The sequence below is a fragment of the Leptospira limi genome (assembly GCF_026151395.1).
Lineage (GTDB): Bacteria > Spirochaetota > Leptospiria > Leptospirales > Leptospiraceae > Leptospira_A > Leptospira_A limi.
Map to the genome: position 1 here is coordinate 1 of NZ_JAMQPV010000004.1, position 25,867 is coordinate 25,867.

General features: G+C 38.1%; 27 protein-coding genes. 14 read left to right on the forward strand and 13 right to left on the reverse strand.

The genetic code is table 11. The annotated features are described in order from the left end of the window. From ND812_RS16610 to ND812_RS16620, 3 genes are all read left to right on the forward strand, one after another. On the forward strand, nucleotides 1–419 hold a 419-nt coding region (locus tag ND812_RS16610), incomplete at its 5' end, for an adenylate/guanylate cyclase domain-containing protein (protein WP_265376475.1). A gap of 121 nt (nucleotides 420–540) precedes the next feature. After that, the gene (locus ND812_RS16615; protein WP_265359496.1) at nucleotides 541–1,176 is read left to right on the forward strand and encodes a peroxiredoxin; all 636 of its coding nucleotides are present in this window, start codon (nucleotides 541–543) and stop codon (nucleotides 1,174–1,176) included. A gap of 46 nt (nucleotides 1,177–1,222) precedes the next feature. Beyond that, nucleotides 1,223–1,639 (forward strand): OsmC family protein, encoded by a 417-nt coding sequence (locus ND812_RS16620; protein ID WP_265376476.1) that lies wholly within the window; start codon nucleotides 1,223–1,225, stop codon nucleotides 1,637–1,639. A gap of 56 nt (nucleotides 1,640–1,695) precedes the next feature. Here the strand turns inward: ND812_RS16620 and ND812_RS16625 are convergent, their stop codons facing one another. From ND812_RS16625 to dinB, 3 genes are all read right to left on the reverse strand, one after another. Next, the gene (locus tag ND812_RS16625; RefSeq protein WP_265376477.1) at nucleotides 1,696–2,454 is read right to left on the reverse strand and encodes a DUF547 domain-containing protein; all 759 of its coding nucleotides are present in this window, start codon (nucleotides 2,452–2,454) and stop codon (nucleotides 1,696–1,698) included. Nucleotides 2,455–2,523: 69 nt separating this feature from the next. Beyond that, nucleotides 2,524–3,225, reverse strand: coding sequence for an alpha/beta hydrolase (locus tag ND812_RS16630; protein WP_265376478.1), 702 nt, complete (start codon nucleotides 3,223–3,225; stop codon nucleotides 2,524–2,526). Nucleotides 3,226–3,228: 3 nt separating this feature from the next. Further along, the gene (gene dinB, locus ND812_RS16635) at nucleotides 3,229–4,305 is read right to left on the reverse strand and encodes a DNA polymerase IV (RefSeq protein WP_265376479.1); all 1,077 of its coding nucleotides are present in this window, start codon (nucleotides 4,303–4,305) and stop codon (nucleotides 3,229–3,231) included. 73 nt (nucleotides 4,306–4,378) lie between these two features. On the opposite strand from dinB, the gene ND812_RS16640 reads away from it, so the two are divergent. Next, nucleotides 4,379–5,512 (forward strand): PP2C family protein-serine/threonine phosphatase, encoded by a 1,134-nt coding sequence (locus ND812_RS16640; RefSeq protein WP_265376480.1) that lies wholly within the window; start codon nucleotides 4,379–4,381, stop codon nucleotides 5,510–5,512. Then, nucleotides 5,509–7,503 (forward strand): PAS domain-containing sensor histidine kinase, encoded by a 1,995-nt coding sequence (locus ND812_RS16645; protein ID WP_265376481.1) that lies wholly within the window; start codon nucleotides 5,509–5,511, stop codon nucleotides 7,501–7,503. Before ND812_RS16640 ends, ND812_RS16645 begins: the two co-directional genes overlap by 4 nt. A gap of 4 nt (nucleotides 7,504–7,507) precedes the next feature. On the opposite strand, the gene ND812_RS16650 is transcribed toward ND812_RS16645, so the two are convergent. Together ND812_RS16650 and ND812_RS16655 are read right to left on the reverse strand one after the other, a co-directional pair. Beyond that, nucleotides 7,508–7,903: an ExbD/TolR family protein gene (locus ND812_RS16650; protein ID WP_265376482.1), complete on the reverse strand. Its 396-nt coding sequence runs from the start codon at nucleotides 7,901–7,903 to the stop codon at nucleotides 7,508–7,510. After that, entirely contained in the window at nucleotides 7,900–8,235 is a 336-nt protein-coding gene (locus ND812_RS16655) for a MotA/TolQ/ExbB proton channel family protein (protein ID WP_407658593.1), read from the reverse strand. Before ND812_RS16655 ends, ND812_RS16650 begins: the two co-directional genes overlap by 4 nt. A 145-nt stretch (nucleotides 8,236–8,380) precedes the next feature. On the opposite strand from ND812_RS16655, the gene ND812_RS16660 reads away from it, so the two are divergent. From ND812_RS16660 to ND812_RS16670, 3 genes are all read left to right on the forward strand, one after another. After that, complete coding sequence (locus tag ND812_RS16660) at nucleotides 8,381–9,112, forward strand: ubiquinone/menaquinone biosynthesis methyltransferase (protein WP_265376484.1); 732 nt, start codon at nucleotides 8,381–8,383, stop codon at nucleotides 9,110–9,112. Nucleotides 9,113–9,279: 167 nt separating this feature from the next. Next, a complete protein-coding gene (locus ND812_RS16665) occupies nucleotides 9,280–11,043 on the forward strand; it encodes an LruC domain-containing protein (RefSeq protein ID WP_265376485.1) in 1,764 nt (587 codons plus the stop codon). Nucleotides 11,044–11,107: 64 nt separating this feature from the next. Next, nucleotides 11,108–12,523 (forward strand): AMP-binding protein, encoded by a 1,416-nt coding sequence (locus ND812_RS16670; RefSeq protein ID WP_265376486.1) that lies wholly within the window; start codon nucleotides 11,108–11,110, stop codon nucleotides 12,521–12,523. Nucleotides 12,524–12,580: 57 nt separating this feature from the next. Here the strand turns inward: ND812_RS16670 and ND812_RS16675 are convergent, their stop codons facing one another. Together ND812_RS16675 and ND812_RS16680 are read right to left on the reverse strand one after the other, a co-directional pair. After that, nucleotides 12,581–12,952, reverse strand: coding sequence for a PAS domain-containing protein (locus ND812_RS16675; protein WP_265376487.1), 372 nt, complete (start codon nucleotides 12,950–12,952; stop codon nucleotides 12,581–12,583). Between the two features lie 26 nt (nucleotides 12,953–12,978). Next, entirely contained in the window at nucleotides 12,979–13,383 is a 405-nt protein-coding gene (locus tag ND812_RS16680; RefSeq protein WP_265376488.1) for a hypothetical protein, read from the reverse strand. Between the two features lie 75 nt (nucleotides 13,384–13,458). Between ND812_RS16680 and ND812_RS16685 the strand changes: the two genes are divergently transcribed. After that, nucleotides 13,459–14,694, forward strand: coding sequence for a methyl-accepting chemotaxis protein (locus ND812_RS16685; protein WP_265376489.1), 1,236 nt, complete (start codon nucleotides 13,459–13,461; stop codon nucleotides 14,692–14,694). Between the two features lie 42 nt (nucleotides 14,695–14,736). Further along, a complete protein-coding gene (locus ND812_RS16690; RefSeq protein ID WP_265376490.1) occupies nucleotides 14,737–15,231 on the forward strand; it encodes a DUF4442 domain-containing protein in 495 nt (164 codons plus the stop codon). 24 nt (nucleotides 15,232–15,255) lie between these two features. Here ND812_RS16690 and ND812_RS16695 read toward each other — a convergent pair whose 3' ends face one another. From ND812_RS16695 to ND812_RS16715, 5 genes are all read right to left on the reverse strand, one after another. After that, on the reverse strand, nucleotides 15,256–17,334 hold the full coding sequence (locus tag ND812_RS16695) for a hypothetical protein (RefSeq protein WP_265376491.1): 2,079 nt from the start codon (nucleotides 17,332–17,334) through the stop codon (nucleotides 15,256–15,258). A 146-nt stretch (nucleotides 17,335–17,480) separates the two neighbouring features. Further along, on the reverse strand, nucleotides 17,481–17,945 hold the full coding sequence (locus tag ND812_RS16700; RefSeq protein WP_012476636.1) for a TraR/DksA family transcriptional regulator: 465 nt from the start codon (nucleotides 17,943–17,945) through the stop codon (nucleotides 17,481–17,483). A gap of 8 nt (nucleotides 17,946–17,953) precedes the next feature. Continuing rightward, nucleotides 17,954–18,115: a 50S ribosomal protein L33 gene (rpmG, locus tag ND812_RS16705; RefSeq protein WP_100715880.1), complete on the reverse strand. Its 162-nt coding sequence runs from the start codon at nucleotides 18,113–18,115 to the stop codon at nucleotides 17,954–17,956. A gap of 34 nt (nucleotides 18,116–18,149) precedes the next feature. Then, on the reverse strand, nucleotides 18,150–19,094 hold the full coding sequence (locus ND812_RS16710; RefSeq protein WP_265376492.1) for a bile acid:sodium symporter family protein: 945 nt from the start codon (nucleotides 19,092–19,094) through the stop codon (nucleotides 18,150–18,152). 8 nt (nucleotides 19,095–19,102) lie between these two features. Continuing rightward, nucleotides 19,103–20,302 carry an aminotransferase class V-fold PLP-dependent enzyme gene (locus ND812_RS16715; RefSeq protein WP_265376493.1) on the reverse strand — a complete coding sequence of 400 codons (1,200 nt, stop codon included), beginning with the start codon at nucleotides 20,300–20,302 and terminating at the stop codon, nucleotides 19,103–19,105. Nucleotides 20,303–20,357: 55 nt separating this feature from the next. Here ND812_RS16715 and alr point away from each other — a divergent pair, with 55 nt between their 5' ends. Then, a complete protein-coding gene (alr, locus tag ND812_RS16720; RefSeq protein WP_265376494.1) occupies nucleotides 20,358–21,488 on the forward strand; it encodes an alanine racemase in 1,131 nt (376 codons plus the stop codon). 8 nt (nucleotides 21,489–21,496) lie between these two features. Beyond that, a complete protein-coding gene (locus ND812_RS16725) occupies nucleotides 21,497–22,390 on the forward strand; it encodes an alpha/beta fold hydrolase (protein ID WP_265376495.1) in 894 nt (297 codons plus the stop codon). On the opposite strand, the gene ND812_RS16730 is transcribed toward ND812_RS16725, so the two are convergent. Further along, nucleotides 22,387–23,202 carry a carbon-nitrogen hydrolase family protein gene (locus ND812_RS16730; RefSeq protein WP_265376496.1) on the reverse strand — a complete coding sequence of 272 codons (816 nt, stop codon included), beginning with the start codon at nucleotides 23,200–23,202 and terminating at the stop codon, nucleotides 22,387–22,389. The genes ND812_RS16725 and ND812_RS16730 overlap by 4 nt on opposite strands. A gap of 20 nt (nucleotides 23,203–23,222) precedes the next feature. Between ND812_RS16730 and argB the strand changes: the two genes are divergently transcribed. Together argB and ND812_RS16740 are read left to right on the forward strand one after the other, a co-directional pair. Next, nucleotides 23,223–24,101, forward strand: coding sequence for an acetylglutamate kinase (gene argB, locus ND812_RS16735; protein WP_265376497.1), 879 nt, complete (start codon nucleotides 23,223–23,225; stop codon nucleotides 24,099–24,101). A 6-nt stretch (nucleotides 24,102–24,107) separates the two neighbouring features. Then, the gene (locus ND812_RS16740) at nucleotides 24,108–25,853 is read left to right on the forward strand and encodes a SpoIIE family protein phosphatase (protein WP_265376498.1); all 1,746 of its coding nucleotides are present in this window, start codon (nucleotides 24,108–24,110) and stop codon (nucleotides 25,851–25,853) included. Nucleotides 25,854–25,867: the final 14 nt, after the last annotated feature.

Here is a 25,867-nt window from a genome sequence, read left to right on the forward strand (position 1 = left end):
CCTATACCATGATGGGAGATACAGTCAATCTAGCAGCAAGGCTTGAAGCAGCAGGTAAGGATTATGGGGTTTGTATTCTCGTTTCGGAATTTGTCCATGATGAAATCAAAGACCATTTTTTCTCACGGAAACTCGATACAGTACGTGTGAAAGGAAAATCAAAACCAGTCACTCTATATGAAGTGAGATGCAAAAAGGGAGAAGAGTCAGAAGAAGAGAAAAAATTCGTAAATGCATACGAAACTGCCCTATTTTCCTATTTTAATCGTAAATTTTTGGAAGCAAAACGGCAGTTTGAAATCTTATACCAGTCCTCTCACGACGAAGCGTGTAAACTTCTCTTGGAACGGTGCCAATACTATATCGAAACTCCTCCGGAATTGGATTGGGACGGTTCATTTACAAGGACTAAAAAGTAGGAAATACATAGATTTTTCTGCTAAAATAGACAAAGTATCCAATAAATTGTATAATTTTCTTGCTTTTGTCGGCGTAGTTTCAATATTGGGAAGTATCTGACTCATATAGGAGAAACACGAGATGGCACTACGACTCGGCGATGAAGCACCCAATTTCCAAGCGGAAACTTCGGAAGGTAAAATTGACTTCCATGAATATTTAGGACAAAGTTGGGGGATTTTATTTTCTCATCCAAAAGACTACACTCCAGTTTGTACAACTGAGTTAGGTTATGTGGCTAAAATCAAACCTGAGTTTGAAAAAAGAAATGTAAAAGTGATCGCACTTTCCGTTGACCCTGTGGACAGCCATAAAGGTTGGATCTCTGATATCAACGAAACACAAAGCACAAATGTAAATTACCCAATCATTGCAGATGCTGACAAAAAAGTATCCAATTTATATGATATGATCCACCCAAATGCGAGCGAAACAACGACAGTTCGTTCTGTGTTTGTAGTAGGACCAGACAAAAAAGTAAAACTCACTCTTACTTACCCAGCTTCCACTGGAAGAAATTTTGATGAGTTACTTCGGGTTATTGATTCTTTACAACTCACTTCTCAATTTAGTGTTGCAACTCCTGCCAACTGGAAAGACGGAGAAGATACAATCATCGTTCCATCAGTTTCCGATGAAGATGCAAAGAAAAAATTCCCAAAAGGGTTTCGTACAATCAAACCTTATTTACGTTACACACCACAACCGAATAAATAGTGGAAAAGTGGCGGGGCCAATCCCCCGCCTGTGTGGAACATGATTTATGCACATTCATTTAAAACGTATCGAAGCCCCATTTGTCTTAGAAGCAACTAACGAAGCAGGCAATTCCATTCGGATCGATGCCTCACCCGAAATTGGTGGCAAAAATTCTGGTCCAAGGCCAATGGAACTTCTCATCATGGGACTTGCAGGTTGCAGTAGCATTGATGTCATCATGATCTTAAACAAGTATCGCATTGAAGTGAAAGACTATTCAGTGGATGTGGAAGCAGACCGTGAAAAAGTAGAAGAAGCCAATCTCTTCAAAAAAATTCATTTGAAATTTTTTGTAAAAGGAGAATTCGAAGAGTCACAAGTAAAACGAGCCATTGACTTGAGTTTAGAAAAGTATTGTTCCGTTGCTAAAACATTGGAAAAAACGGCTACAATCACTTACGAATTAAAATTGGTTTCATAAAATCTACAAAACCAATCTATCAGATTACTTTCAATCTTTATGGATCGAATGGGTTCTTATTTCAATTCGTTTAGATCCCAATTGTATTCATTGTAAATGATTTTGGCATCGGGTTTGATCGTATCTTCAAATCCATCTTGTATAAATTGGATGAGTGATGTCTTTTTGGTAAAGTCAGGTTGGAACCAGTTGAATATCTTACTTAGATACAGTGTATTTGTATTTTTATCATAAGAATTTTTCTTAGAGTTTTTTAAGAACGTTAGTTTTGCTATTTGTAATTGTTTTTCTAAATTTGCAGGTGTATAAGCTTCAGATTGTAAAATTGGGCAGCCAATGGATGCACATACAATCGCAAAATGAATCCTTGGTTCCATAAAATCTTTTCTCAGTTTTTCATGTTCAATCCAATCTAGGTGTCTGGATTTCCCAAGTAGGCTAAAAAATTCTTTTTTCCAAGGAATCCCTCTGGCTAAATTGATTTTTGAAATCGGTGAACCAATGTCAGTGATACTGTCCACAGGGTAATGGTCCACTATCAGTTTTACAGTAAATGCATTATAAGCATTAATCAAAAAACTGATTTTTTCTTTTTCAGAAAAGGATTGGTACTGACTGTCAGAAACTTTTGTTAGTTGGTCGAGGTAACTATTCAATTGGGATGAGTCAGAGATAAATCCTTTGTAAGAGACAAGTCCATTTTTGACATGTTTTTTGAGTAACAAGTCCCAAACACTATGTTTGTGATCAAAGTTCTGTGCTATTAACGATTGGGACATCCCCAGAACAAAAAAGAGTGCAAAATAATGTTTCATAACAACCATCCAGAACTTAGACAGAACTGTTACCCTATTGACATTTCAATTTTTAAGTTTGTCTTAGATTTAGGACAAACTATTCAGATAACGGCTAATCCCTTGGACCACAGGAGCGGGAATTTCGTGTCCTCCAGGGAAGGATATGAACTCTCCTAACAAACCAGAACCTCGAAGTAATTTTTCCAGTTTTTTCGCATTGGCATAACCCAAAATAGGATCGTATTCGCCATGAGATTGGAAAAACCTTAAGTTTGATTTTTTAGGTGCCAAATCTTTCCAAAGAGTCTCATTGACTAAGGCTCCTGAAAGGATCATTAATCCTTTGGATATTAGTTCGTTTCGGAGTGTAATATCAGTTGCAAGCATTGCTCCTTGCGAAAAACCACCTAAAATCAATTGGTTCCAAGGCACACCAAGAGCTTCTAACATCAAATATGCGGAAGCTCTTGCGATATCCATACCTTCTGGGTCTTTGTCTGCAAAATTTCGAAAATCATTCTTTCGTATCGCTTCTTCTAAAGCGGCCATATCAATGGGGAACCAAGCACGCCCCGAATACCCGGGCATCAGTGGAATACTCAAATGGCCATGTGGGAAAACCCAATTGAATTTTTGGTCTGTAACAAGAACTTCATGGATGGGGTATAAATCAAATGCACTAGCACCATAACCATGAAACAAAACTATTGTGGGAGCGTCAGGGTCCCCTTTTACTCTTAATACCTTTAATGGTCCTAAAGATTCTAAATCGTTTTCATCATCTAACATATATTATCCGAACAAGGAAGGTTGGTCTTCCGGAATTTCTTTTTCATAAAAATTAGAAACTGATAGTCCCAAAAGTCTAATTTTTTTAGGAGGATCAAAATTGTCCTTCCAAACACTTGCCAACATGTTCGAGGATTGTTGGAAAAGGTTGTCTGCCAAGAAGAAAACAACGTCAGAAGTAATTGATTTTTGTTTTACAGTAAAATCTTCAAATTTTACTTTTAAGGTAAGTGTTTTACCTTTTTTGTTTTTTTTCAACATTCTCATTTCGAGTTCTTTTGCAAGAGATTCCAATTTGAGTAAAAAATAAGAAAAATCCTCAGAATCATGAGTGAAAGTGGTTTCCACACCAATGGACTTAGGATCACGGAAAGGGATAACTTCTCTATCATCGATCCCCCTTGCCATTCGATAAAATACAGCACCCATTTTTCCAAATTCATGGACAAGAAATGATTCCTCCGCCTTTCTCAAATCTTTCCCTTTTGAAAAACCTAAGTGTTGGAGTTTTTCAAAAGTTTTTTTCCCTATCCCAAAAAATTGGTATAAAGGTAATTCATCCAAGAAAGAAATTTCGTCTCCTGGTAAAACGACATACAATCCGTTTGGTTTGTTTTTTTCGGAAGCCATCTTCGCCAAAAACTTGTTTGTTGCAACTCCAGCAGAACAAGTGAGCCCTGTGTTTTCCCAAATCTTTTTTCGAATTTCTTTGGCGATTGTACTGGCAAGTGGAATCTCTTGTTTGTTCAATGTTACATCTAAATAAGCTTCATCTAAGGATAAGGGTTCGACTAAATCAGTATATTCCAAAAAGATCCTACGAATTTCTTTTGATACTGATTTATAAACATCAAATCGTGGAGGAGTAAAAATTGCATCAGGACAAAGTTTGTATGCTTGGTAACATGAAATCGCTGATCGAATTCCAAATTTTCTAGCTTCATAACTTGCAGCACAAACCACCCCCCTGGAATGCGGAGATCCACCAACAACAACAGGTTTCCCTCTCATTTCAGGGAAGTCACGTTGTTCAACTGATGCATAAAATGCATCCATATCAATGTGGATGATCTTTCTCATTTGATTTGGAGAGAATTTTTATCTCTTAAAAAAACCTTGCCAAAAGTTTTTTGTAAATCATCCTTTTTGCATAGTGAATTCTAAATTAGCCGCAAAAATTTTAGTCGTTGATGATAATGAAACCAATATGGAAATCATCACCCATATTTTACTTGGCCAAGGTTATGAAGTTGCAGTTGCATACGATGGAGAGTATGCCTTAGAACTTGCGGAAGTTTTGGATTTTGATCTGATATTACTCGATATCTTATTGCCAGGAATCAGCGGACTCGAGGTGGCAAAACGACTTTTAACGATGGAACGTCATAAAAATACACCTATCCTTTTTCTCTCAGCATTAAATGAAACAAGTGATATAGTAAAAGGTTTAGAAACTGGAGCTGTTGACTACATCACAAAACCCTTTCAAGAATCTGAAATTTTAGCAAGGATTCGAACCCACCTCAAAATCAAAACTTTAGAAAAGGAACGGATCGATTTATTGTACGCCATTCAGAAAGATTTAGAGTTAGCAAAAACAAACCAAGAGAAACTGGTAACATTTCAATTCCCACCCTCCCCCTTATACGAAATTTACACTTCTTATAAACCTATGGATTTAGTTGGTGGGGATTTGATAACTTATGATGTGCTTCCGTCGGGAGATTTGGATATCCTATTTGGCGATGTAACAGGGCATGGAATTGCAGCTGCAATGGTGTCTCTCATGGCAATTATTACATTCAAAACAATGAACAAATCGTTTTTGTCACCTAGCGAATGTTTATATTGGATTCACAATACCCTCACTCCTTTGATCAGTACACATTTCATAAGTGCAGTTTATATTCGTTACCGTGCTGAGGAAAACTTACTTTCTTATTCCATGGCAGGTCACCATCACATGTTTTTAATTCGAAAAAACAATATTCAAAAATTGGGAACAAAAGGTTTTTGTCTCATGATGTTTCCAGATCAATTGAATACAAAAAATGAAGACATCATATTACAATCGGGTGATCGATTGTTTTTATTTTCAGATGGTATGTTTGAAGTGCCGAATGAAAAAGAAGAGTATTTAGGAGACCAAAAATTTTCGGAAATCGTGGAAAAAAACATCAATTTATCATCCCAACATTTTTTGGATTCGATTTCGGAAGAAGTGTTAAAGTATTCTGAAGGAAAGGTTGCTGATGATATGACTATGTTATTACTTGAAGTAAAATGATAGAACAAATCATATCCATTGGAATCGCTGCGACTCTTTTGTATTTTGCTTACTTCTATCGTAATGCATATAGAAGAGAAAAAAAACTAAGGAAAATATTATTCCGAAAAAATTTAATCAACGCTGAAGAAATTGGAAGAGTCATTCGAGAAAAAGAAAAACAATTCCAAGATATATATGATACTGCAAATTCAATCATCATACGTTGGAGCCCTGATTTTCGAATCCATTCTGTAAATCCTTACGCTGAAGAATTTTTTCAAATGGCAAAAGACAAGGCCGAAGGAAAAGACTTAGTCTTAGATTTGTTTCGGGTACCTTTTGAAAAATCAAATGAAATCAAATCGTTATTATGGAACATCTTTCATCGTCCGGAACAAAACATTCGTCAAGAATTTGATGTATATATAGGATTAGATGATAAACGCACTGTTACTTGGTCCAATCGCATTTTAAAAAACGAATTTGGTTACCCATACGAAGTATTATCGATAGGGATTGATATTACAAACAGAAAGATTGCCGAAGAAAACTTAATGAAATCCTATGAACGGATTTTGGATTTATATAACAATGCTCCTTGTGGTTATCACTCTCTCGATAAAGATAACATTTTAGTATCAATCAATGATACTGAATTGGATTGGTTGGGATATACAAGAGAAGAAATTGTCGGTAACTTTCGAATCAATGATTTATTAACTCATAGTAGTTTCGAAAAATTCCAACAAATCATTCATTCCTTCCCTCAAGAAACATTAACTGGAGTTGAATTAGAGTTTGTTAGAAAGGATAAATCTACTTTTTTTGTGAGTTTAAATTCTATCCCAACGTATGATAAAAATGGGAATTTTGTCATTAGCAAATCCACTGTTTTTGATATCACTGACAGAAAAATAGCCGAAGATAAACTTAATGATTATTCTCAAAAAATCCAACTCCAAAACAAACGACTCCAAAAAGCTGTAGAAGCAGCGATCAAAGCAAACCAATCAAAATCAGTATTTTTTTCCAAAATCACACATGAACTTCGAACACCATTACACGCAGTCATTGGGTTCTCACAAATATTAGAAAAGGACCCCAATTTACCAGATCATTTAAAAGGGTATGTTAATTCATTATACGAAAATGGCGTACATTTATTGGGAATGATCAATGATATATTAGATCTTTCTAAAATAGAAGCCGGTAAGATGACAGAGACTAGAGAAAAATTTTCTTTAGTTCAATTATGGGACACATTATTTTCGATGTTTTCGTATCGATTTGCAGAAAAACAAATTCATTTTGAACTACTACAACCAGAAACAATTGAAAATAAATTTTATGAAGCAGACCTGCAAAAAATTAGACAAATATTAGTCAATTTACTCGGCAATTCGTTGAAATTTACAAACCAAGGATTTGTGAATTTGGAAATCCAAATTAAGCAAGGCTTGGAACCTAATATTGATTTGGTTTGTTTTACCGTCAAAGACTCTGGAATTGGAATCCCTAAAGACCAACTCCATTCTATTTTTGAAGCTTTCCAACAAACAGAACAAGGGAGTTCCTACCAAGAAGGAACAGGGCTTGGACTCTCCATCTCACATCAATTAGTTGATTTTTTGGGAGGAACGATACAGGTAGATAGTGAATTGAACCAAGGTTCTACTTTTGTATTTGAGTTACCTCTTCTTCAGTTGATGGAAATCCCAAATGATCTAATTCTTAAATCTAAAATTGGACCTACAAATTCTAAAGAAGTTTGGCATATAACAAATGCTGACGAAAAAGAAAAAGAATATGTAAGGAACTTTCTAAATTCTGAAGACAATCAGTTTAAAAATGAAATTTTACAACTGATCAAAATCCAAAACTTTGGCCAACTATTACAACTATTAGGTAAAATCACTTCGGAAGCAAAAGGAAAAACAATTTTACTCGAAAAAGTAAAGAACAAACGATATAAATTTTTAATTGATTTGGTTCAATCTTCTTCCCTTTAAGGGATCATTGTTTTTCAGTTTTAATCTCTATTTTCTGGTAATTTTTTTGTTTTAAAATGTCTGTGACTGTTACAAACGTTCCAAATTCAATGTGTTGGTCTACTTCTAAGCTTACAGATTTGTTTGGATCAGAATTACTCTCTAAGGTTTTTACAAATGTATCCATATCCATTTTGGTATCATTTTTATATAAATCACCACTAGCCCTGATTTGAATTTTAAAAGCATAGGTTTCATTTCCAATACTTTCTGTTTTTGATTTAGGTAAATCCAATGAAATGGAAGAAGTTGGTTCTGAAAATCGAACAGCTAACATTAAAAAGATCAAAAGGATAAACAAAACATCAATCAAACTGCTAATATCAATACCTGATTCTTGTTTCGGTTTTCTGAGTTTCATTCTGTTTTGGTATGGTCTTTTGCGATCAGTTCAGATAAATATCGAATTTTATTTTCGATGATTCGATGGAAAAACAAGGAAGGAATGGCTACAAGTAACCCGGCAATCGTTGTATTCAATGCATCTTTGATTCCGCCTGCCAAAACTTCCAAACTCACCTTTTTTTGGGCTTCCATTTCTCCAAAGGCAGTGTTGATCCCAATCACTGTTCCAAGTAAACCAAGCAACATAGCTAAGGAAGCGATGGTTGGGAACCAATGGGTTGTTCGTTCTAATGGAGAAAAAAACAAATCCAACTCATCTTCCGATGGTTCTTTCGGGAAACAGTTCATTCTAGTTTCCTTTTCTTCCAATTTTCGAAATCCAAGGAACAATCGCAAAAAAGAAGCCAAAGAAATCATCGAAAAAGCCAAAAGAAGAATAAAAATCAAAATTGCGGGAATTGAAAATGTCCAATTCATGGATGTATCGACCTCTATGAACCAATACAAACTGCCTTCCCAAGAAAAGAAACCCGAATATGTAAGAAAGAACTTTGATGGAATCGCAAGAGCTTACGACAGATTCAATGATTGGAATAGTTTTTTCCTACATCGAATCTGGAAAGATTGGGTTGTCAAAGAAGCTAAAAAAGAGGTCCCCCAAGCAACATCTGCATTGGATCTATGTTGTGGTACAGGTGATATCACGTATCGGTTATCTTTGGATCCCCAACTGCAAACGGTAGTTGGACTCGATTTTTCAGAACAGATGTTATCCTATGCTTTCCCGAAGGTAGAAGGGAAAACACAGGTCAAACTCCTTGTAGGTGATGCCATGGACCTCAAACAATTTCCCGAAGGGAGTTTTGATATTGTAACAATGGGTTTTGGCCTAAGAAATGTTTCGGATTTAAAAAAATGCCTTTTTGAGATCAAACGAGTGTTAAAGAAAGATGGAGTGTACGTCAATTTGGATGTTGGTCGTGTGAGACCCAAATTTCTGAAATACTTTGCTGATTTTTACTTTTTTAAAATCGTTCCTTTATTTGGGTATTTGTTGTATGGGAAACAAAACGAAATGTTTGATTACCTCCCCCATTCTTCCAAACTTTACCCCGACCAAGAAACACTTTCTCTGATCCTAACAGAAATTGGATTTACCAATGTCCGTTTTCAGAATTTTGTATTTGGAAATGCAGTTGCCCATATTGCAAAAAAGGGAAAATGATGCTTTTTTAAGCAATTATGTCTGATCAGTTTCGAAAATTGTCCTTTTTTTTGATCCCTGTTCGTACTTCTACCCAGAAATCCCATGGATTTCCCTAATTTTTTTGCAAAAGCGTTGATTATTTTCAATATTTGTCGTTTAATCTCCTATACAGGTAGGAAAAAAATATGAATCGATGGATCATTCTTTTGGTGCTTCCTCTCTTTCTTCTGGATTGCTCCAATAAGAAAAAAGGAATGTTATTACTCCCCTTTTTAGGGCTCGGCGACGGAACTACACAAGCCACAACGGCTTCCGCAAATGATGGTGATGGAACATTTACTGTGGTAGGATTGGAAACAACAGATCCAAGCCAAGTGACTACACCTGATTCCAATACAAACACTGGTGATACTGGTAATTCCGAAACTCCTTCCGTAGTCACTCCAACACCAACTCCAGCTGCGCCAACTCCTGGACCTACAACCGTTAATAATGAAACAACAACGACTGTGGTTGACCAAACCAATGGTGGAGATTTTAATTTTGAAACGAATATCACTGTACCAGTTACCGTTGTGATTGTGAATGAGGCAGGTCCAGTGACCAACGCTCCTGTCACTGTGACGGAGTCGATCACAACAGGGGAACCAAACGTTGTGGGAGTCGGAACTACTAACGGCAATGGTTCAGTCACCATTCCAATCAGTGTCCCCCCTACGGTTGTTTCTGTTGATATCAGTGTTGTCGGTGTGAATCCAACAACTGGAGAAGTTGTGGAAATCGTGGGATCAGCTCCCGTACAACAACCAGCAACTGGATCTAATTCAGAAGGCACTGTTGTGGTAGCACCTGTAATCAATGTAGACACTACCAATTTCCAACCAGTCAACGGTTGTGTGCAAGCAGTTGATTCGGATTGTGATGGTATTGCAAATAATTATGACGAATTCCCAGATGACCCAAGTTTAGCAACCATTGCAAGAACTGGTCGTTATACAATTGCATTTGAGGACATGTTCCCTTCTGCAGGGGATGCGGACTTAAATGACCACTCTACAGTGTTCAGTACTGAAATGGACAAAACACCGACTAACAAAGTAAAAATCATTCGTGGAACCTATACACATGTTGCAAAAGGTGCAGGTTACAATCACGAATTGAGACTTTCACTTGATGTTCCAACAAATGCTAATGTTCAAATCAGTTACGTTGATGGAAGTGGAAACCCATGGAATGGATGTGCGTCTGCTCCCAAATACACTGCCAATACTGCAGGTGATTGCACTGGTGGAACATTAACCCCTGCACAACTCAAACGTGGTGTATTAATCCTCCCAAGTTCTGATAAAACATTGTTTGGAAAGAAAAATGCTCCAGCAGCTGGATCTACTTTTACAATCAATGACTTCGTAAGAGGGGTAACTGCACAAGTTACGATTACTTTCGAAGAACCAGTGGATTTGAATGCAACTAAGAACCTAGTTGGGGGACACCTAAACTACTTCCTTGCAATCAACCAAAAAACTGACGGTGTTTTCAGACAAATTTTCCGTCCAGGTTACTTCAAAGATGCAAAAGGAAAAGACTCCTTCCTCGATAAAAATGGTTTCCCTTGGGCGATCATCGTTCCAGGTGTTTTCAACCACCCAACAGAAGGTGCTGACATTCGCAAACCATCAACTTCTGGTTACATTTTCTTTAACTCTTGGATGAACTCCAATGGTGTTGCTCATAAGGATTGGTATTTACACATCGACCAAATCCCTGCACCAAACCGACCATCCTATGTAGTCAGAGTGAGTGATTTTTACACAGACAACGGATTTACTGCATACCTCATCAAAGCGGTTCGTAAGAATGCTTTGGAAGTATCAGCAAGCCTGATCGTCGTAGGAGCTGCGTTAGGTTTTCTCATGAAACGTAAAATGGGAAATCCAAAAGCCGCTTAAAAACAATTCTACCTAAACAAAAGAAATCCTTCCTCCGAAACCACGGAGGGAGGATTTTTGTTTTATGGCCTCTCTTTTACGGTTCGCTGACAAAGATTACTTTTTATCTGGCAATTTTTTCAAAGACCTTGAGTTCCACCATCCGATCCTTGTGGATCCTCTTTGGCAAGGAACGAAGTTAGAAACTCAATTCCAACAGTTCCCTCTTCCTGACTTAAAAACACCGAACCACCGATCGTTTGGTTTAGTGACATCCGGATCCACTGGAGTCCCAAAAATAGTATGGAAAGAGTGGGCTGAAATCCATTCAGAACTTGAAGATTGGGCAAACGAAAAAGACATCCAAAGTTTTTTAGATGGGACCAACGAATTCCAAGTCCAAGTCCCGTTTTGCCATCTCTACGGCCTTCTCTGGGGATTTTTACTTCCAAAACAGTTAGGAATCCCTATTGTCTTTGGGGATGGATATAAACATTCGGAAACGACTCTCTGCATTACTTCTGCCCCTCAGTTACAACTGGCGTTATCACAAGGTTTGCAACTCCCAAGAAGAGCCATTGTTTCTGGGATGAAATTTCCAGTACCACTCGCTCGGGAACTTAGAGAAAAAACAGAAATTTCAATCATAGAGATTTATGGGTCCACAGAGACAGGCGGAATGGGTTACCGTGACCCACTTAGGCAAAATAGATTCCAATTTTTACCGAATGTAGAATTTCAATTCCAATCCGTAGAGGAAAATCAGGAACTTTTAGTCAAAAGTCCATTTGTTTCAAAACAATATTATTCCTTACAATCCAGTGAATGGGTATTATCTACAATACCCACTAATTCATATTATGCGACAGGAGATTTAGGAGAAAATTCGGATCTCGGATTTTATCTTTTCGGTAGGAAAGATCGTATTATTAAACACAAAGGAAAACGAGTGTCTTTGGACCGAATTGAATCAGAAATACTTGGTTTAGGACTCGAAGGTCAGTTTTTTTGTGTACCGGTCCATCATGAAACAGGTGATACAATTGGGTTATTTACGGATTCTTTACTTCCGATCGATAGAATCTACCAGAGATTACGCAATGAACTCCCAAGTAGTCATGTTCCAAGAGTGATTGTCAAACAAAACGAGATCCCAAAATTACCAAACGGGAAAACTGATTATTCCAAAATCTCAGGTTTGTGTTTTGAAGAATTCCTTAGGCTTCAATTGCTAAAAGAAAAAGGAAAAAACATCCAAAACATCAATTCGGAAACAACAATTCCTGAAATACTTGAATCAATATTGGGTTCGGTTCCAAAACCAGACCAACATTTCATTTATGATTGTGGGATGGATTCTATCCTCTTTAGTGAACTCATTTTGAAATTGGAAAAAAAATTAGGGCACCAAATCCCAGAGGAAGATAAACAAACCGGTTATTTAATCAGTTTGTCAGGGCTTGAAGAATATGTCAGGGATAAACTGTATTTGATAGAATGATGACTAACTGGGAAAGAATGGAATCTTTCCCAGTTTTTTTGAATCGATAAAATTCTTTTATCTTAGTTTTACAAAGATCCAATTTGAGTTTGTAGCTTTGTCGTGATACAAATGAATCACCACATTGGTAGGTTTCATTTTATAAGTAAAAACATAATTGAAAGCGATGTCCAAATCACCTGAAATCATACCTTCTTTGAATCTACCGTAAAAAATACGGTTATTGGTACAGATTGCTACTTCCGTGAAAAAGTTTTTCCCTACCGCTGTTTGAATGGGAACATTGGCAAGTTCCGATTCATATTTATTGTAGAGTAAAATTTTACCTGATTCATCTACCTTTACAATTCCAAATGGGCATGCATCTGCTTCCGATTGGTTAAGGGATCCGAGTTTACCTAAAATACTTGGGTCTATAAATTTGCTCATTAATTTCGTTCCTGTCCGAATGTGTTTTATGTTTCGTATTCTGAATACATCGAATTAAGTTGTTCTTCCATTCCTCGGATGAGTTCCATCACCTCAGAAATAGAATGGGTTTTTGTTTCCTTTAACAACATTTCCTTTTCCGCATATAAATCAGAGATTTGTTCTTCAATGGAGTCTGACTCTATAGAATTTGACGGATTCCCTGTCGCATTTGTCACAGAATTTTCTTTTTCTGCGTATAAGTCTTCCACTTGCATTACCAAATCTTTTGTGACTTCAATGAGGCTTGTTACGTCCTCAGTCCCTCTGACTTGATTTCGGATCAATTCATTGATCCAATAAATGACGGAATTCTGTGATTTCGCCTTTTCTAAACGCAATCGTTCTGAAAGCGGATAGTGTTCTTCAATTTCCCTTTTAGTGAATATCATAGTCTAAATATTAGATGTATTTTTTGTTAAAATTACGTCAAAAAAAATGAATCCTACAAAAAATTAGGGAAACCAATGCCACAACAAAAAATCTTCAATGAAAAAGAGAGACTCTACTCTCGTTTGGTTTGGAATGATTCTATCAATTTAGTCCTTTTTCTCCTCCTCGCAGGTATGTTTGGATACCAATCCATTTACGGACTTCTCCCAGTAATAATCCAATTTATTGCTGGATCGGTGGTTTTTATTACTTTCGTATTTTCTATTTTTCGAATGATCCAAAATAAAAATATTCTAAAAAAAGATATAGTCTCAAATCATTTAGCCGCTGATCCAGTTTTATTACTTTCCGGATATGGAATTGATATCCACGAATATTCGGAGTCTCTAACAGATACATGTTCTGATTTACAAAAAAGATTGGATGCCATTGGCAATCATATCATTGAATTAAATGAGAAAATTCAAACGACAGGCGGTGACATCGATCGTGTGTACCAAATTGTCTCCCAACTCGCTTCAGAAGAAGTAAAACTTATGGATGCAGTGGGTAAAACTTCAGAAGAAATCAACATCATGTTTGAAATTGTAAACGTCGTCATAGCTGAGATACAAAGCAGAAATGAAACAATGGAAAATTTAGTCCAATTAAGTAAGGATGGTAGAAAAAAAGTAAATGATACCAATTTTACAATCCAAAGGATCAGTGAGTCCTCAGGGAATATTCTAAAACTCATCGACTTCATTAATGGAGTATCCAAACAAACGAATTTACTAGCAATCAATGCGGCCATTGAGGCAACTCACTCTGGTTCCGAAGGGAAAGGATTCACGGTCATTGCTGACGAAATTAAAAATTTATCTACAATGACGGCAAACAATGCAAAACAGATTTCGAAAATCTTAAACGAAAATGTGAATGATTATAAAAAGGCAGAAAAACTTGGGATTGAATCGGGAGATGCCTTTCAATTCATCGCTTCGGAAATTCATATTGTTCATGGAACTATAGCGGAAGTTGTACAATCCATTCAGGAATTAAAGTCGAGAGGTGGCGCTATCCTTTCCAAAGCAAAAACACTAGATGATGTTGCAGAACGTGTGAGAGATACTTCTGGTGAGGTTTATGGTGAGATTGTTACGATCAATTCAAACCTAGACGAAATCCAATCCTTATCGAATACAATCCAAAATGAATGCGAAGAGATTCGTTCTGCACAACAAGTCATCTTAAAAACGACTGAAATTTTAAAATCACAAATTAAAGAGATCCATTCTGTCACAGATAAGATGATGATGGGAACCACTTGAAAATAGATAGACCGATTGTTCTATAATTCAAAAACTGGGTGAATGAGAAATAGAGAGATATTACTCGAATACAAAGTTCATCCCCTTTGGAAATTTTTAGAAGAAACATATGGTTTTGAACAGGCATTCCGAATGTTCAAACCATATGAAGGGGCCAACATACTACCAAAACTCATCGATCGAAACACAATGGTAGTTTCCATGCCACTCATTCTCTCCAATACAAATTATGTAGGGACCCATTTTGGTGGTTCCTTATATTCTATGTGTGATCCATTTTTTATGTTTTTACTCATGATGAATTTAGGAAAAGATTATATGGTTTGGGACAAAGGTGCAAAAATCGATTTTGTCAAACCAGGTGAAGGCACTGTAACAGCAACGTTCCATCTTCCTGATTCTGAATTTGCAGAAATCAAAAATCTCTTACAAAAAGAGAAAAAAACAATCCGAACCTATGAGGCTCTCGTTGTTGGTGAAGATGGAAAAACTGTTGCTCAAATTACCAAGGATTTGTACATCCGTAGGCTCACCTAAGCACAGTGAATGAATTTTCTTAATTTAAAACTGAAATCGACCTAAACCATCAAATTGGGATTTTGGTAATCGAAATTCCAATTTAGATCTGGTATGAATTTGGATGTAAGTAGCACCTTTGGGAGCGTCTCCAGTCCAAACATAACCAGACTTAGTTTCCGTAAATAATTCTTTTTTGATCTGATTTCTTTCTATATTTAAAAAATTAATTCCAACAAGAGAGGATTTGGAGTTTGTTTCCAAGAAGATTCGGCCACTACGGGAAACATTTATATCTACCAATTTCCATTCCCAAATTTTTCCATGAAATTCATATTCATAGTTAGGTGATACAGGAGGGATTGTATATGCGATTTGATAATCTTTGGTTTCATTTTTACGAAATTCCGACCCAATTCCATAGGTTAAAAATTTCTGTGAATGAAACAAACTGTAGTTTAAAGGCAGACCAACTGACAAGATGAGGAGTAAGGGAGAAAACCAAATCGTTTTCCTATACTTATCAAAACTGGGAGAATAACCAGTTCCTTTTTCTCCTAAAAGAATGAGATAAAAACATAAAAAGGCACCATCCGAATTCTGGATTTGGACTCCAAATAAAAATGGGATGAGAAGTAAAATGCCTTGTTTCCAAAGCCCTCTTTCCCAAATGAAAATCCCGATATAAAAAAGAAATACAATGGAACCAAGGATTCCTAATTCATACAACATCCAATGGTAAAATGTAGGTGGGAAGTCAACGAAGGGAATGTTGGCAATTGATCCATTTTGTTCTGGGGAAAGTAAAAACAAGGGAAAAGATCCAATCCCATTCCCCATCCAAAGGTTTTCATGAATTCCCAAATTTGCAACTTTGATGAGCTCATATCGGACTAAATCCAATTGTTGGAAGGCTAAACTGGGAGAGCTAGGGAATGATTTTAGAAACAACATAAATCGTTTTGCTAAGATCACAAGATCCCATTCTTTTGGTACCAAACTGATGCCATATAATGCCAAACAACCTAATACTGGTAAAGCGAAGTAAAGCCCAATTTGTGTGAAAATTTTGGTTTTTGGTGACAAGATCCATAAATCCGTTATCAGTTGGATGAATCCAACTAAAACTGTTACTCCCCATATCACCCAAAAAGCCTTTCCTTGTTTTAATCCCAACCAGGTGATAAGGAGGAAAGAAAGGATTAATAATATTAAACTAAAACGTTCTTTTGATTTTCGCCAAATATGAGTTAGTTTTGTCATCCATAAAAATCCGACAATTGGAAGGAGCCAAGATGCCGATCCTGAGTCCTGGAAAAAACCTGTTGTGCGTCCTGCACTGACGCTTAAATGAGTTCCCTGTGAAAAAAATTCCAAACTCCAAATAGATTGGATACACATAACCAAAAGATTGATTCCAAATCCTAAAAAGAGTCCAAATCGAATCTGTTCTGATAAACTATCCTTTGATGGAGTTGGCATAGAACGTTCTTCTGAAAAAAAATACAAAATGACAAGTGTGAGTGGAATGAGAATTTTACAAGAAAGCCCCATTGCTTCTCTTGAAGAAAGTTTTGGATAATACAAATATTCTTGGATACCAAGCCCTGTAAATATACCGATCCCTTGGTATTCTAAAAAACACAAAATCGTTAAACAGAAGATAAAAAACAAAAACCCAAAATAGGTAGAATACCAAATGGGAGAATTTGATTTTCCAGTGGGATTTCGAATCATCCAGTCGGTAATGATTTGTTCTGATTGTTTTGGTAATGCAGTTTCATTTCTGCCAATTAACACAAGTAAGGTTTCTCGAACCCAAATCCCAAGAATGGAACCAAGAAGAAGTCCCACTAATTGATAAGAACCCACCATCGGTAATCCCGATAAATAGGGAAGCCTAACAAGAGTAACCGCCGATAAACTCGTCCAAACCCTTCCCCATTTCCGTTGGTACAATTGTGGGAAAAAACCAAATGAAAACTGGAAGAAAAAGGAGGGAAAAAAGAGTGATTGGGGAACTGGCTCTACGTAACGGTGTAAGTTCCAAACGAGAATACTCGCACCAAAAAAAAATACTAAGTCAAGGATTGGTAAAGAACGAAACCTTTCTAAAAATCTCACGATAGAAAGAGTTTAAGGACTGGTATGGCGAATCAATTGTATTTTCAGGTAAAAAAGAGAATTCGATGTAGGGAAAACGAAAGGAGAGTTTGTATTTAGGGTAAAACTTCTAAAACCGGTGTTAAGAGAAAATCAGACGATTCTCTCTAGTCGAGAGAATCTACATCCATTCCCGTTGTGGGGTAAGCCGAAAGGGAATCCATTCGGTAACCACCTGCACGGTTACGACTTTTTGCCATTTGTTCCGCGAATTCTACGGTGAATCTTGTCCACGGGATGGCTTTGAGTCTTGCAAGGGGGATTTTTTTCTTTGTCCCTTCACAAATGCCATAGGTTCCGTTTTCAATTTTCTCTAAAGCGAGTTCGATCTCACGTAGAGTCTCAATTTCGTTTTCTGTCAAAACAGAAGTGAGGGCTTCTGAGTTGAGTTCGGATGCGATGTCTGCAATATCTCCCATTTCCTTAAGGCCAGAAGGAGAACTTGTATCTTCCCACTGGTTGAGTTTGATGAGAAGAGATTCTTTTTTCTCTTGGAGGAGCTCACGCACCTCTTCGATGAACTTCTTGTCTACTCCCTTCTCGGCGGAGGATTTTGCAGCTGGTTTAGGCATCTTATTCCTTAGACTTTGGATTCCTTGTGATCCGTGTGTGCTTTGCAAAATTTGCAATATTTTTTTGTCACAAGTTTTTCCGACTTTGTCTTTTTGTTTTTAGTCTGGAAGTAATTTGACCGCCCAGGTATCGCACATGGGACACAGGTTAGTTTTATGATTTCTCTCATAATTTATGCCATGACGTACCGACCCCATATATAGTCAATCGACAATAGCAGGTTTTTTCAATTCCTTCCGAAAATAGCTAGCGAAGAGGCTTCCGAGTAAAGAATGCGTGAGACTCGAAAGTGCACTAGGAATTGCCGTGTTTGGATCGGCAAAATGGGTCTTGGCAAGGACCGCCCCAAGCCCAGAATTTTGCATTCCCACTTCTATGGAAATGGTTTGGGAAATTTTGGGATCCCGAGTTAGGATCCAAGCAAAGAATCCCCCGAGTCCAAAGCCACCTAAATGCAAACAAATCACTGCTAAAAAAATTCGGTAGTCTGAAGTAATGATGGTCTCTTTCCCACTGGCAATGATGGAAGCAACAATCATCGCAATGAGGAGTACAGATAGTACGGGAAAAATATCTTTTGTTTTCTCTGTAGCTTTTGGGAAAAAAGATTTGAGAAAAAGCCCAAGTCCAACAGGTAAAAGGATCACTTGGAAGGTGGTGAGAACAAGTCCCAAGCGGTCAATTTCCAAACGACTGCCAATAAAAAATGCAACTAACATGGGAGTGAATACGATACCAAGGATCGTCGAAACAGAAGTCAGAGTGACACTGAGTGGAACATTGGCCTTTGCCAGAAAAGTAATGACATTGGATGCAGTTCCACCAGGGCAACACGATACAAGAATCAGTCCTACTGCATAGGCTTCAGGTAAGTGAAACCAAAAACCAAGATAATAACCTAACAAAGGCATGATGGTATACTGCAAGATAGTTCCGATTAGAATTGGTTTGGGTTGTTTGAAAATCCTAAGAAAATCATCCACTTCTAATGATAATCCCATCCCAAGCATAATGAGGCCTAAACTGTAAGTGATCCAAGGCCCCTTAAACCAAGAAATTTTTTCTGGTTCCAGAAACCCTATCCCTGCAATTCCAAGTAAAACAAGGGGAAATGCATTTACGATTTGTTTTGAGAGACTTGTTAACACAGGTCCCTCTACTTTTCCAAATACGATTGTAAATGGGTTTTCACACGGTTTACATGTTCTTCTTCAATCCCAATATGAGGTGCCATTCGGAGGCGACCCAGGCGAACTGCCGTGATGATTCCATGTTGTTTGAGATGGGCCTGGATGGCTTCTGGTTGGAATTTTTTAGGGTCTATGTGGTTTGTTATGGCTAAAATTCCTGTTTTGACGTCGGGGAAAACATCTGATTCCAGAGTAAAACCTAACTCGTGTAACATGTCCTTTAACATCCCTGCTACTTCGTAAATCCTTTCCTGGACTCGTGAGAACCCAAGAGTGGACAACATTTTGAGGGAAGCAAAAAAATAAATCCAATCGTTAAAATTGATGGTACTCTGTTCAAATTGTTCGGCAGCGGGTTTCCATTCGTCTCGATATGGAAAATAATTGGAATCGTTGACAACACTTGCTTGTCCTTTGAATACCAATTGGAATCCTTTCGATTCTTCTTTTGAAATATAAATCACACCTAAACCCAATGGACCAAGTAACCATTTCCAAGCCGCAAACGCACAAAATGCCACTTTGATTTTGGAAAAATTCAGTGGGATATGACCAACTGCTTGGCTTCCATCAATCACAAGTTTGGTCCCGAAACTTTCACATAATGCTGAAACAGTTTCCATATCAAACACTACACCCGTACACCAATGAACAGGTGATATACTAAGGATAAAAACATCCTTTTTTTCTAGTTCCAGTTTTAGGTTTTCTAAAAATTCATTGGGAGTCTTCCCCACTTTGACAAAACCTAAAGTTACACCTTTATTTTGCCAATGTTCCCAAGGATACACATTACTTGGGTATTCATTCTCCAAAACCAAAATCCGTTTCCCTTTTGGAATTTGTATACTATGAGAATAAAAATTCATCCCCTCACTGGTGTTATGTACTATCCCAATCTCTGTTGGATCACAATGTAAAATTTCTGAGAGATACCCACGAATTTCTTTTTTGATATAGGGTTCCGAAAAATTGGGAGTAAAGATTCCAAATTTTGCATATTCCTCTAGATACACATTCATCATTTGAATGGCATAAGTCGATACAGGGGTGGTACCACAATAGTTCAACCAAACCGATTCTTTTTGTACGGGGAAATACTCGGAAATGCCTTTCCAGTTGGAAAATATTGGGAAGGGAGGGAAAACAGATGGAGATTCAGACATGTAAAAATAGAAATATCTGAAGCGACAGAAGAGAAAAGTAAAAAAAAATGGGACCGTGCAATCTTCTCGGATTTACCTCTCTCGTTCCGCTTTTAGCCATAACATTGCTCTTTTTCGCAAACTTATTGGTTCCAAAACAAAATTCACTGCCATTATAAAATCCAATGCTTATGGACATGGGTTACTTGCTACCGCATCCATTGCCCTCGACGCAGGTGCCGATTATTTGGGTGTCAATTCACTTGAAGAAGCGGTATCCATTCGGCGTGTGTTTGCCAAAGCGACCATCCTTATCATGGGAAGTATTCCCAATTTAAAAGAAAGACAGGCGGAACTTGCAGACGAAAACTATTGGGTGATGGTTTCTCGTGTAGAAGAAATGGAAATTTTAGCAAAACTTTCCCCCACTCCCAAAATCCATTTGAAGGTTGATACTGGGATGAGTCGTTTGGGAATCCCCTTCCAGAATGCGGAAGTCCTCGCCAAAGAAATTGCAGAAAAAAAACTCCCCCTTTCAGGGATTGCTACCCATTTTGCGAGTACGGAAGATTTTACTGAACATAGTTATTCCATGTTACAACTAGGAAGGTTCCAAGATACTATCGATACATTCGCTAAACACGGGTTTATCGACCTCATTTGCCACTGCGCCTCTTCTGCATCAGCGATGTTATTTTCAGAAGCGCGTATGGACTTAGTACGAGTTGGAATTTCTCTTTATGGACTTTGGCCCAGTCTCGAAACCAAACTTTCACTTTCTCTTATGAAAAAAGATGTGGGGATGTTAAAACCGGCTCTCAGTTGGAAAACCCAAATCCAACACATCCAAAACCTAAACCCCGGAACTTTTGTTGGGTATGGATCCACATTCAAAACCACTCATGAAACAAGACTTGCTGTTGTACCTGTTGGGTACTATGAAGGTCTGGACAGAAAATTATCTAATCATGGTTATATGTTGATTCGTGGCGAACGAGCAAAAATTTTAGGTAGAATTTGTATGAATATGAGTATGCTTGACATCACTCATATTTCAGATGCGAAAATTGGAGACGATGTTGTGATTTTAGGTAAGTCAGGAAATGAGGTGATCTCTGCTGATGACCATGCCACATGGACTGGAACCATCAACTATGAAGTAGTCACAAAAATTTTGGGATCCTTCCCTCGTATCATTGAAGACTAGAGGACCATATGTCAGAAAGACAAACATATAATTGGAAAAACCACAGACTAACATACGTTCGGCATAAATCCCTGAATCCAAAATCCAAGGAAACCATTGTTCTCGTTGGAGGATGGTGTTCTGCTGCAGGGTATTGGGGACTCAATATTCCATTTTTTCGCCAATTGGGCGATGTCATCGAACTTGACTTAGTTGGTCATTATCCAGCCGAAATTTTTGACCAAAAAAAAGGCCTTACCCTCCAGGATTTTTTAGAAACTCAAGCACAAGGGATTTGGGCATCAGCCGGGGAAAAAGACATCACACTCGTTGGCCACTCCACAGGTGGAATGGCAGTCCTTGCCATTGCATCTCTTTTCCCACAACGCATCAAACAAGTGATCGCAATCGCCCCCTATGTGCACGGACCAGTCCCTGGGATCTTAAAAATTGGAGTGATGGGGTTACGTGCTAATTTAGGAACGTTTTTTGACCTAGGATTTAAAATTGGGAAATCATTACCCAAAGCCCTACAGATAGGTTTTTCCTATGGAGTGTATGATTCAAGTGCGTTCCATGCAAGAGAAGACATCAAACAATTCTTAAAAGAATACAACCCACAATTCGAATGTTTGAACCCAAGGCAAATCCTCATGATCCTTGAGATGCTCGACCGAACAGATATTCGACCTATTGTGTTTGGAAACCAAGTACCAACACTCATCATGCGAGGGGAAGAAGATCCCATCATTCCTGGTAAGGATGTGATGGAATTAGAAAGAACAACACCTCATGTAAAAGCGGTATTGTTTTCGGAATGCGGACACTTTGTACACATGGAAAAACAAAAAGCAGCTGAGAAAGTGATGAAAGACTTTCTTTTGATGAAAAAATCTTCTTCGACAAGAAAGTCTTTTTTCTAAATTCCAAACCTTCGGTGGTGCAAACTCGGTAAAGTAGAACGGATCTCAGACAATCGATCCATTTCGATCTCAGCGATGGCAAACCCTTCTTCGGAATCGAGCTCTGCCAAAATTTCTCCCCACGGAGAGATGATGAGTGAATGGCCAAAAGTCTTACGTTTGCCATGAGGATCATGTGTTCCTGTCTGGCCAGGTGCGAGAACATACATTAAATTTTCAATCGCCCTTGCTCGGAGGAGAACATGCCAATGGGCTTCTCCTGTTGGCACTGTAAATGCAGCAGGTAAAAAACACAAATCGACACCTTGTTTGGATAAGGCACGGAAAAGTTCGGGGAATCTTAGGTCGTAACAAATGGCAGAGGAGATATTTCCGTATTCGGTGTGGATCACTTCAGGGACCTTTTCTCCCGCTTCGGTGTGATTGGATTCTTTGTATGAGAATCCATCTCCCACAACCGCATCAAATAAATGGGCTTTGTGGTAACGGAACACTTCCTCACCTTTGGGATTTACAATGACAGCCGTGTTGAACACTTTTCCCGTAGGTGCTTTTGTGGGGAATCCTCCTCCCAAAAGATAAATCCCAAGGTCCATCGCCGTTTCTTTTAAAAAGGAAAAGGTTTCTTCTTCAATTTGACCAAGTAGGTTTTGTTTTTCGGATTCACTTCCCATAAACGAAAAATTTTCAGGTAGGCCAATGACTTTGGCGCCGGCCTTAGCAGCACCTTCCACAAGTTGCCTACACTTGGTTAGGTTATTTGAGACTCTTGCGGTACTTGTGACTTGCACAACGGCGGCTTTAAAATTCATTATCATAAATGAGGACTTTTATGGACCACCAATCAGAAAAAATCAATCATATCTTAGAAGCACTTCCTTATTTGATCAAATATTCTGGAAAAACCATCGTCATCAAATATGGTGGGGCTGCCATGGTGGAGGAAGAACTCAAAGCTTCCTTTGCAGAAGACATTGTTTTACTCAAGTACTTAGGCATCAATCCTGTGGTGGTTCACGGTGGTGGCCCTGAAATCAATTCTCTCATCAAATCATTAAATCTCAACACACAATTCATTCGAGGCCATCGTGTGACAGATGAGGCCACGATGGAAGTGGTAGAAATGGTTCTCACAGGAAAAGTAAACAAACAAATTGTTTCCCTCATCCAAGAAAAGGGAGGGAAACCTGTTGGTCTTTCGGGAAAGGACGGAGGTCTTGCCATTGCCGAAAAATATTTGATGGAAGTCGAGGGGGAAGATGGGAAAACCCAAAAAGTTGACCTAGGTCTTGTGGGAGAAATCACTTCTGTTGACCCAAATATTATCCTCACCTTACAACGAGAAGGTTTTATTCCGATCATATCCCCAGTAGCCATGTCAAAAGAAGGCCAAACTCTCAATATCAATGCCGACACCATGGCAGGAGCAATTGCACAGGCACTCCATGCAGACAAACTCATTTTACTCACAGACACACCTGGTATTTTGATTGATGGCCAATTGGTAACAGGACTCAAAAAAGTCGACATTCATACTTACATAAAAACTGGACAGATCTCTGGTGGCATGATACCAAAAGTAGAGTGTTGTTTGGGTGCGATTGATTCTGGAGTCAAACGAGCCCACATTATCGATGGTCGAGTGCCTCATTCCGTCTTAATTGAAATTTTGACTAACCAGGGGATAGGAAGTTTGATCGAACAAGGATAGATTTGGATGCCTACGAAACTTTTAACATTAAGTCTGATTTCAGATATAACGAGTCGAATCAATTCACAAGAAGATCTAAACACCCTTCTCAGTGAAATTATGGGGATCACTCGTGATGTGTTACATACGGAAGGATCCTCCCTACTCCTCTACGATAAAGAAAATGACCAACTTGTGTTTAATACAACAAGTGGTTTAAAAGAAGAATCTCTTGCCCACCTAACAGTCCCCAGGGGTAAGGGAATTGCAGGCATGGTGCTTGAAACATTAAAACCAGAAATCGTAAACGATGCAGCAAACGACCCTAGAATCTTCAAAGCGATTGACCAAAAAGTTGGGTATGTCACTCGTAATTTAATTTGTGTGCCAATGGTTGCACAAGGAGAAGTACAAGGTGTACTTGAAGCAGTGAACTCCCTAGACAACCGTGACTTCACCCAAACCGATATCAAAATCCTACGTTACCTTTCGAACTTAGCAGCCATAGCTGTCAAAAACCGTCTTCTCATTGATAACTTAAATTTAAGAGCTAACGAACTCAATTGCCTCTTCCAAATTTCACAAGCACTTGCCAATATCCAAAGTTCAGATGAATTTATGGACCTCGCCGTCAAAACCATCTCCGATGTTTTACAAGTGGACAGAGTTTGCCTCAACTTTGAAAAGATTGAGAAACGAGGATTACCACGATCCAAATCCAAAGGATTTTCCGACCAAATCCAAGACGAAGATGTAGTAGGACTTCTCTTCAACGATAAATCAGATTGGATGTTCAAAGGGTTTAAGGTCATTACCGCCAATTCACCACAAGGGATGCAACTCACTCATAAGGGACTCTTCCAACACAGTATGATTTTACTTCCCATTCTAAAGAACAAAGAATGGTTAGGTTCTCTTGTTGTTTCGGACAAAACATCTCGTACACGTTTTGATGAAATGGACATTCGAATCCTGCGTACTCTGACAAACCAAGTCGGTGAAGCTTACACTGCATTACAAGTGAAGATCCAAAGTGAACGTTTAAAAAACATTGATCGTGACATGCAAGTCGCAGCCATGATCCAAAAACACTCACTCCCTATCATTCCCAAACAATACTCTCTCCTTGAATTTGATACTTACTACCAAGCATCTCGTGAAATTGGTGGAGACTTTTATGATATGGTGGTCCATGGAAAAGACGAAGTGTCTGTCATCATCGCCGATGTTTCTGGGAAAGGAACTCCTGCCGCACTGTTTATGGAATTTTCCAAAACCGTATTACAACAAGAAGTTTCGAAAACCACTTCGACAAGTGAAGCTCTCTTTAACGCGAACCAAATCCTACAAGATAAATCTGGCTTTCTAATGTTTGTTACAGCGATGCTTGTTCGTATCAATATGACAAAAAAAGAATTAACCTATTCCTCTGCTGGTCATAATTTACAAATCATCTATCGCAAAAAACACCATAAGATCCAACACTTATCGGGCAAAGGACAACCAATGGGAATTGGCAAATGTGAATTCTCTGAACATACTGTCAGTTATTTGCCAGGTGATTTACTTGTGCTTTACACGGATGGAGTGACGGAAGCGATGAATACGAAAGAAGAACTTTTTTCAGAAGAAAGGCTTGAGTCTGTGATTCTATCTCATATCAACGATCCACCAGAAGTGATTCGGCAAGCAATCTTACAAAAAGTAAGTGAATTTGTGGGAGAAGCGGAACCACATGATGACCTTTCTCTCTTTATCATCCGTCTAAACTAAAGATAAAGGAGATT

Coding starts and splice junctions, on each gene's coding strand:
- ND812_RS16615 (WP_265359496.1), top strand. CDS start 541: ATGGCACTACGACTCGGCGATGAAGCACCCAATTTCCAAGCGGAAACT.
- ND812_RS16620 (WP_265376476.1), top strand. CDS start 1,223: ATGCACATTCATTTAAAACGTATCGAAGCCCCATTTGTCTTAGAAGCA.
- ND812_RS16625 (WP_265376477.1), bottom strand. CDS start 2,454: ATGAAACATTATTTTGCACTCTTTTTTGTTCTGGGGATGTCCCAATCG.
- ND812_RS16630 (WP_265376478.1), bottom strand. CDS start 3,225: ATGTTAGATGATGAAAACGATTTAGAATCTTTAGGACCATTAAAGGTA.
- dinB (WP_265376479.1), bottom strand. CDS start 4,305: ATGAGAAAGATCATCCACATTGATATGGATGCATTTTATGCATCAGTT.
- ND812_RS16645 (WP_265376481.1), top strand. CDS start 5,509: ATGATAGAACAAATCATATCCATTGGAATCGCTGCGACTCTTTTGTAT.
- ND812_RS16650 (WP_265376482.1), bottom strand. CDS start 7,903: ATGAAACTCAGAAAACCGAAACAAGAATCAGGTATTGATATTAGCAGT.
- ND812_RS16655 (WP_407658593.1), bottom strand. CDS start 8,235: ATGAACTGTTTCCCGAAAGAACCATCGGAAGATGAGTTGGATTTGTTT.
- ND812_RS16660 (WP_265376484.1), top strand. CDS start 8,381: ATGAACCAATACAAACTGCCTTCCCAAGAAAAGAAACCCGAATATGTA.
- ND812_RS16665 (WP_265376485.1), top strand. CDS start 9,280: ATGAATCGATGGATCATTCTTTTGGTGCTTCCTCTCTTTCTTCTGGAT.
- ND812_RS16670 (WP_265376486.1), top strand. CDS start 11,108: ATGGCCTCTCTTTTACGGTTCGCTGACAAAGATTACTTTTTATCTGGC.
- ND812_RS16675 (WP_265376487.1), bottom strand. CDS start 12,952: ATGAGCAAATTTATAGACCCAAGTATTTTAGGTAAACTCGGATCCCTT.
- ND812_RS16680 (WP_265376488.1), bottom strand. CDS start 13,383: ATGATATTCACTAAAAGGGAAATTGAAGAACACTATCCGCTTTCAGAA.
- ND812_RS16685 (WP_265376489.1), top strand. CDS start 13,459: ATGCCACAACAAAAAATCTTCAATGAAAAAGAGAGACTCTACTCTCGT.
- ND812_RS16690 (WP_265376490.1), top strand. CDS start 14,737: ATGAGAAATAGAGAGATATTACTCGAATACAAAGTTCATCCCCTTTGG.
- ND812_RS16700 (WP_012476636.1), bottom strand. CDS start 17,945: ATGCCTAAACCAGCTGCAAAATCCTCCGCCGAGAAGGGAGTAGACAAG.
- rpmG (WP_100715880.1), bottom strand. CDS start 18,115: ATGAGAGAAATCATAAAACTAACCTGTGTCCCATGTGCGATACCTGGG.
- ND812_RS16715 (WP_265376493.1), bottom strand. CDS start 20,302: ATGTCTGAATCTCCATCTGTTTTCCCTCCCTTCCCAATATTTTCCAAC.
- ND812_RS16725 (WP_265376495.1), top strand. CDS start 21,497: ATGTCAGAAAGACAAACATATAATTGGAAAAACCACAGACTAACATAC.
- ND812_RS16730 (WP_265376496.1), bottom strand. CDS start 23,202: ATGAATTTTAAAGCCGCCGTTGTGCAAGTCACAAGTACCGCAAGAGTC.
- argB (WP_265376497.1), top strand. CDS start 23,223: ATGGACCACCAATCAGAAAAAATCAATCATATCTTAGAAGCACTTCCT.
- ND812_RS16740 (WP_265376498.1), top strand. CDS start 24,108: ATGCCTACGAAACTTTTAACATTAAGTCTGATTTCAGATATAACGAGT.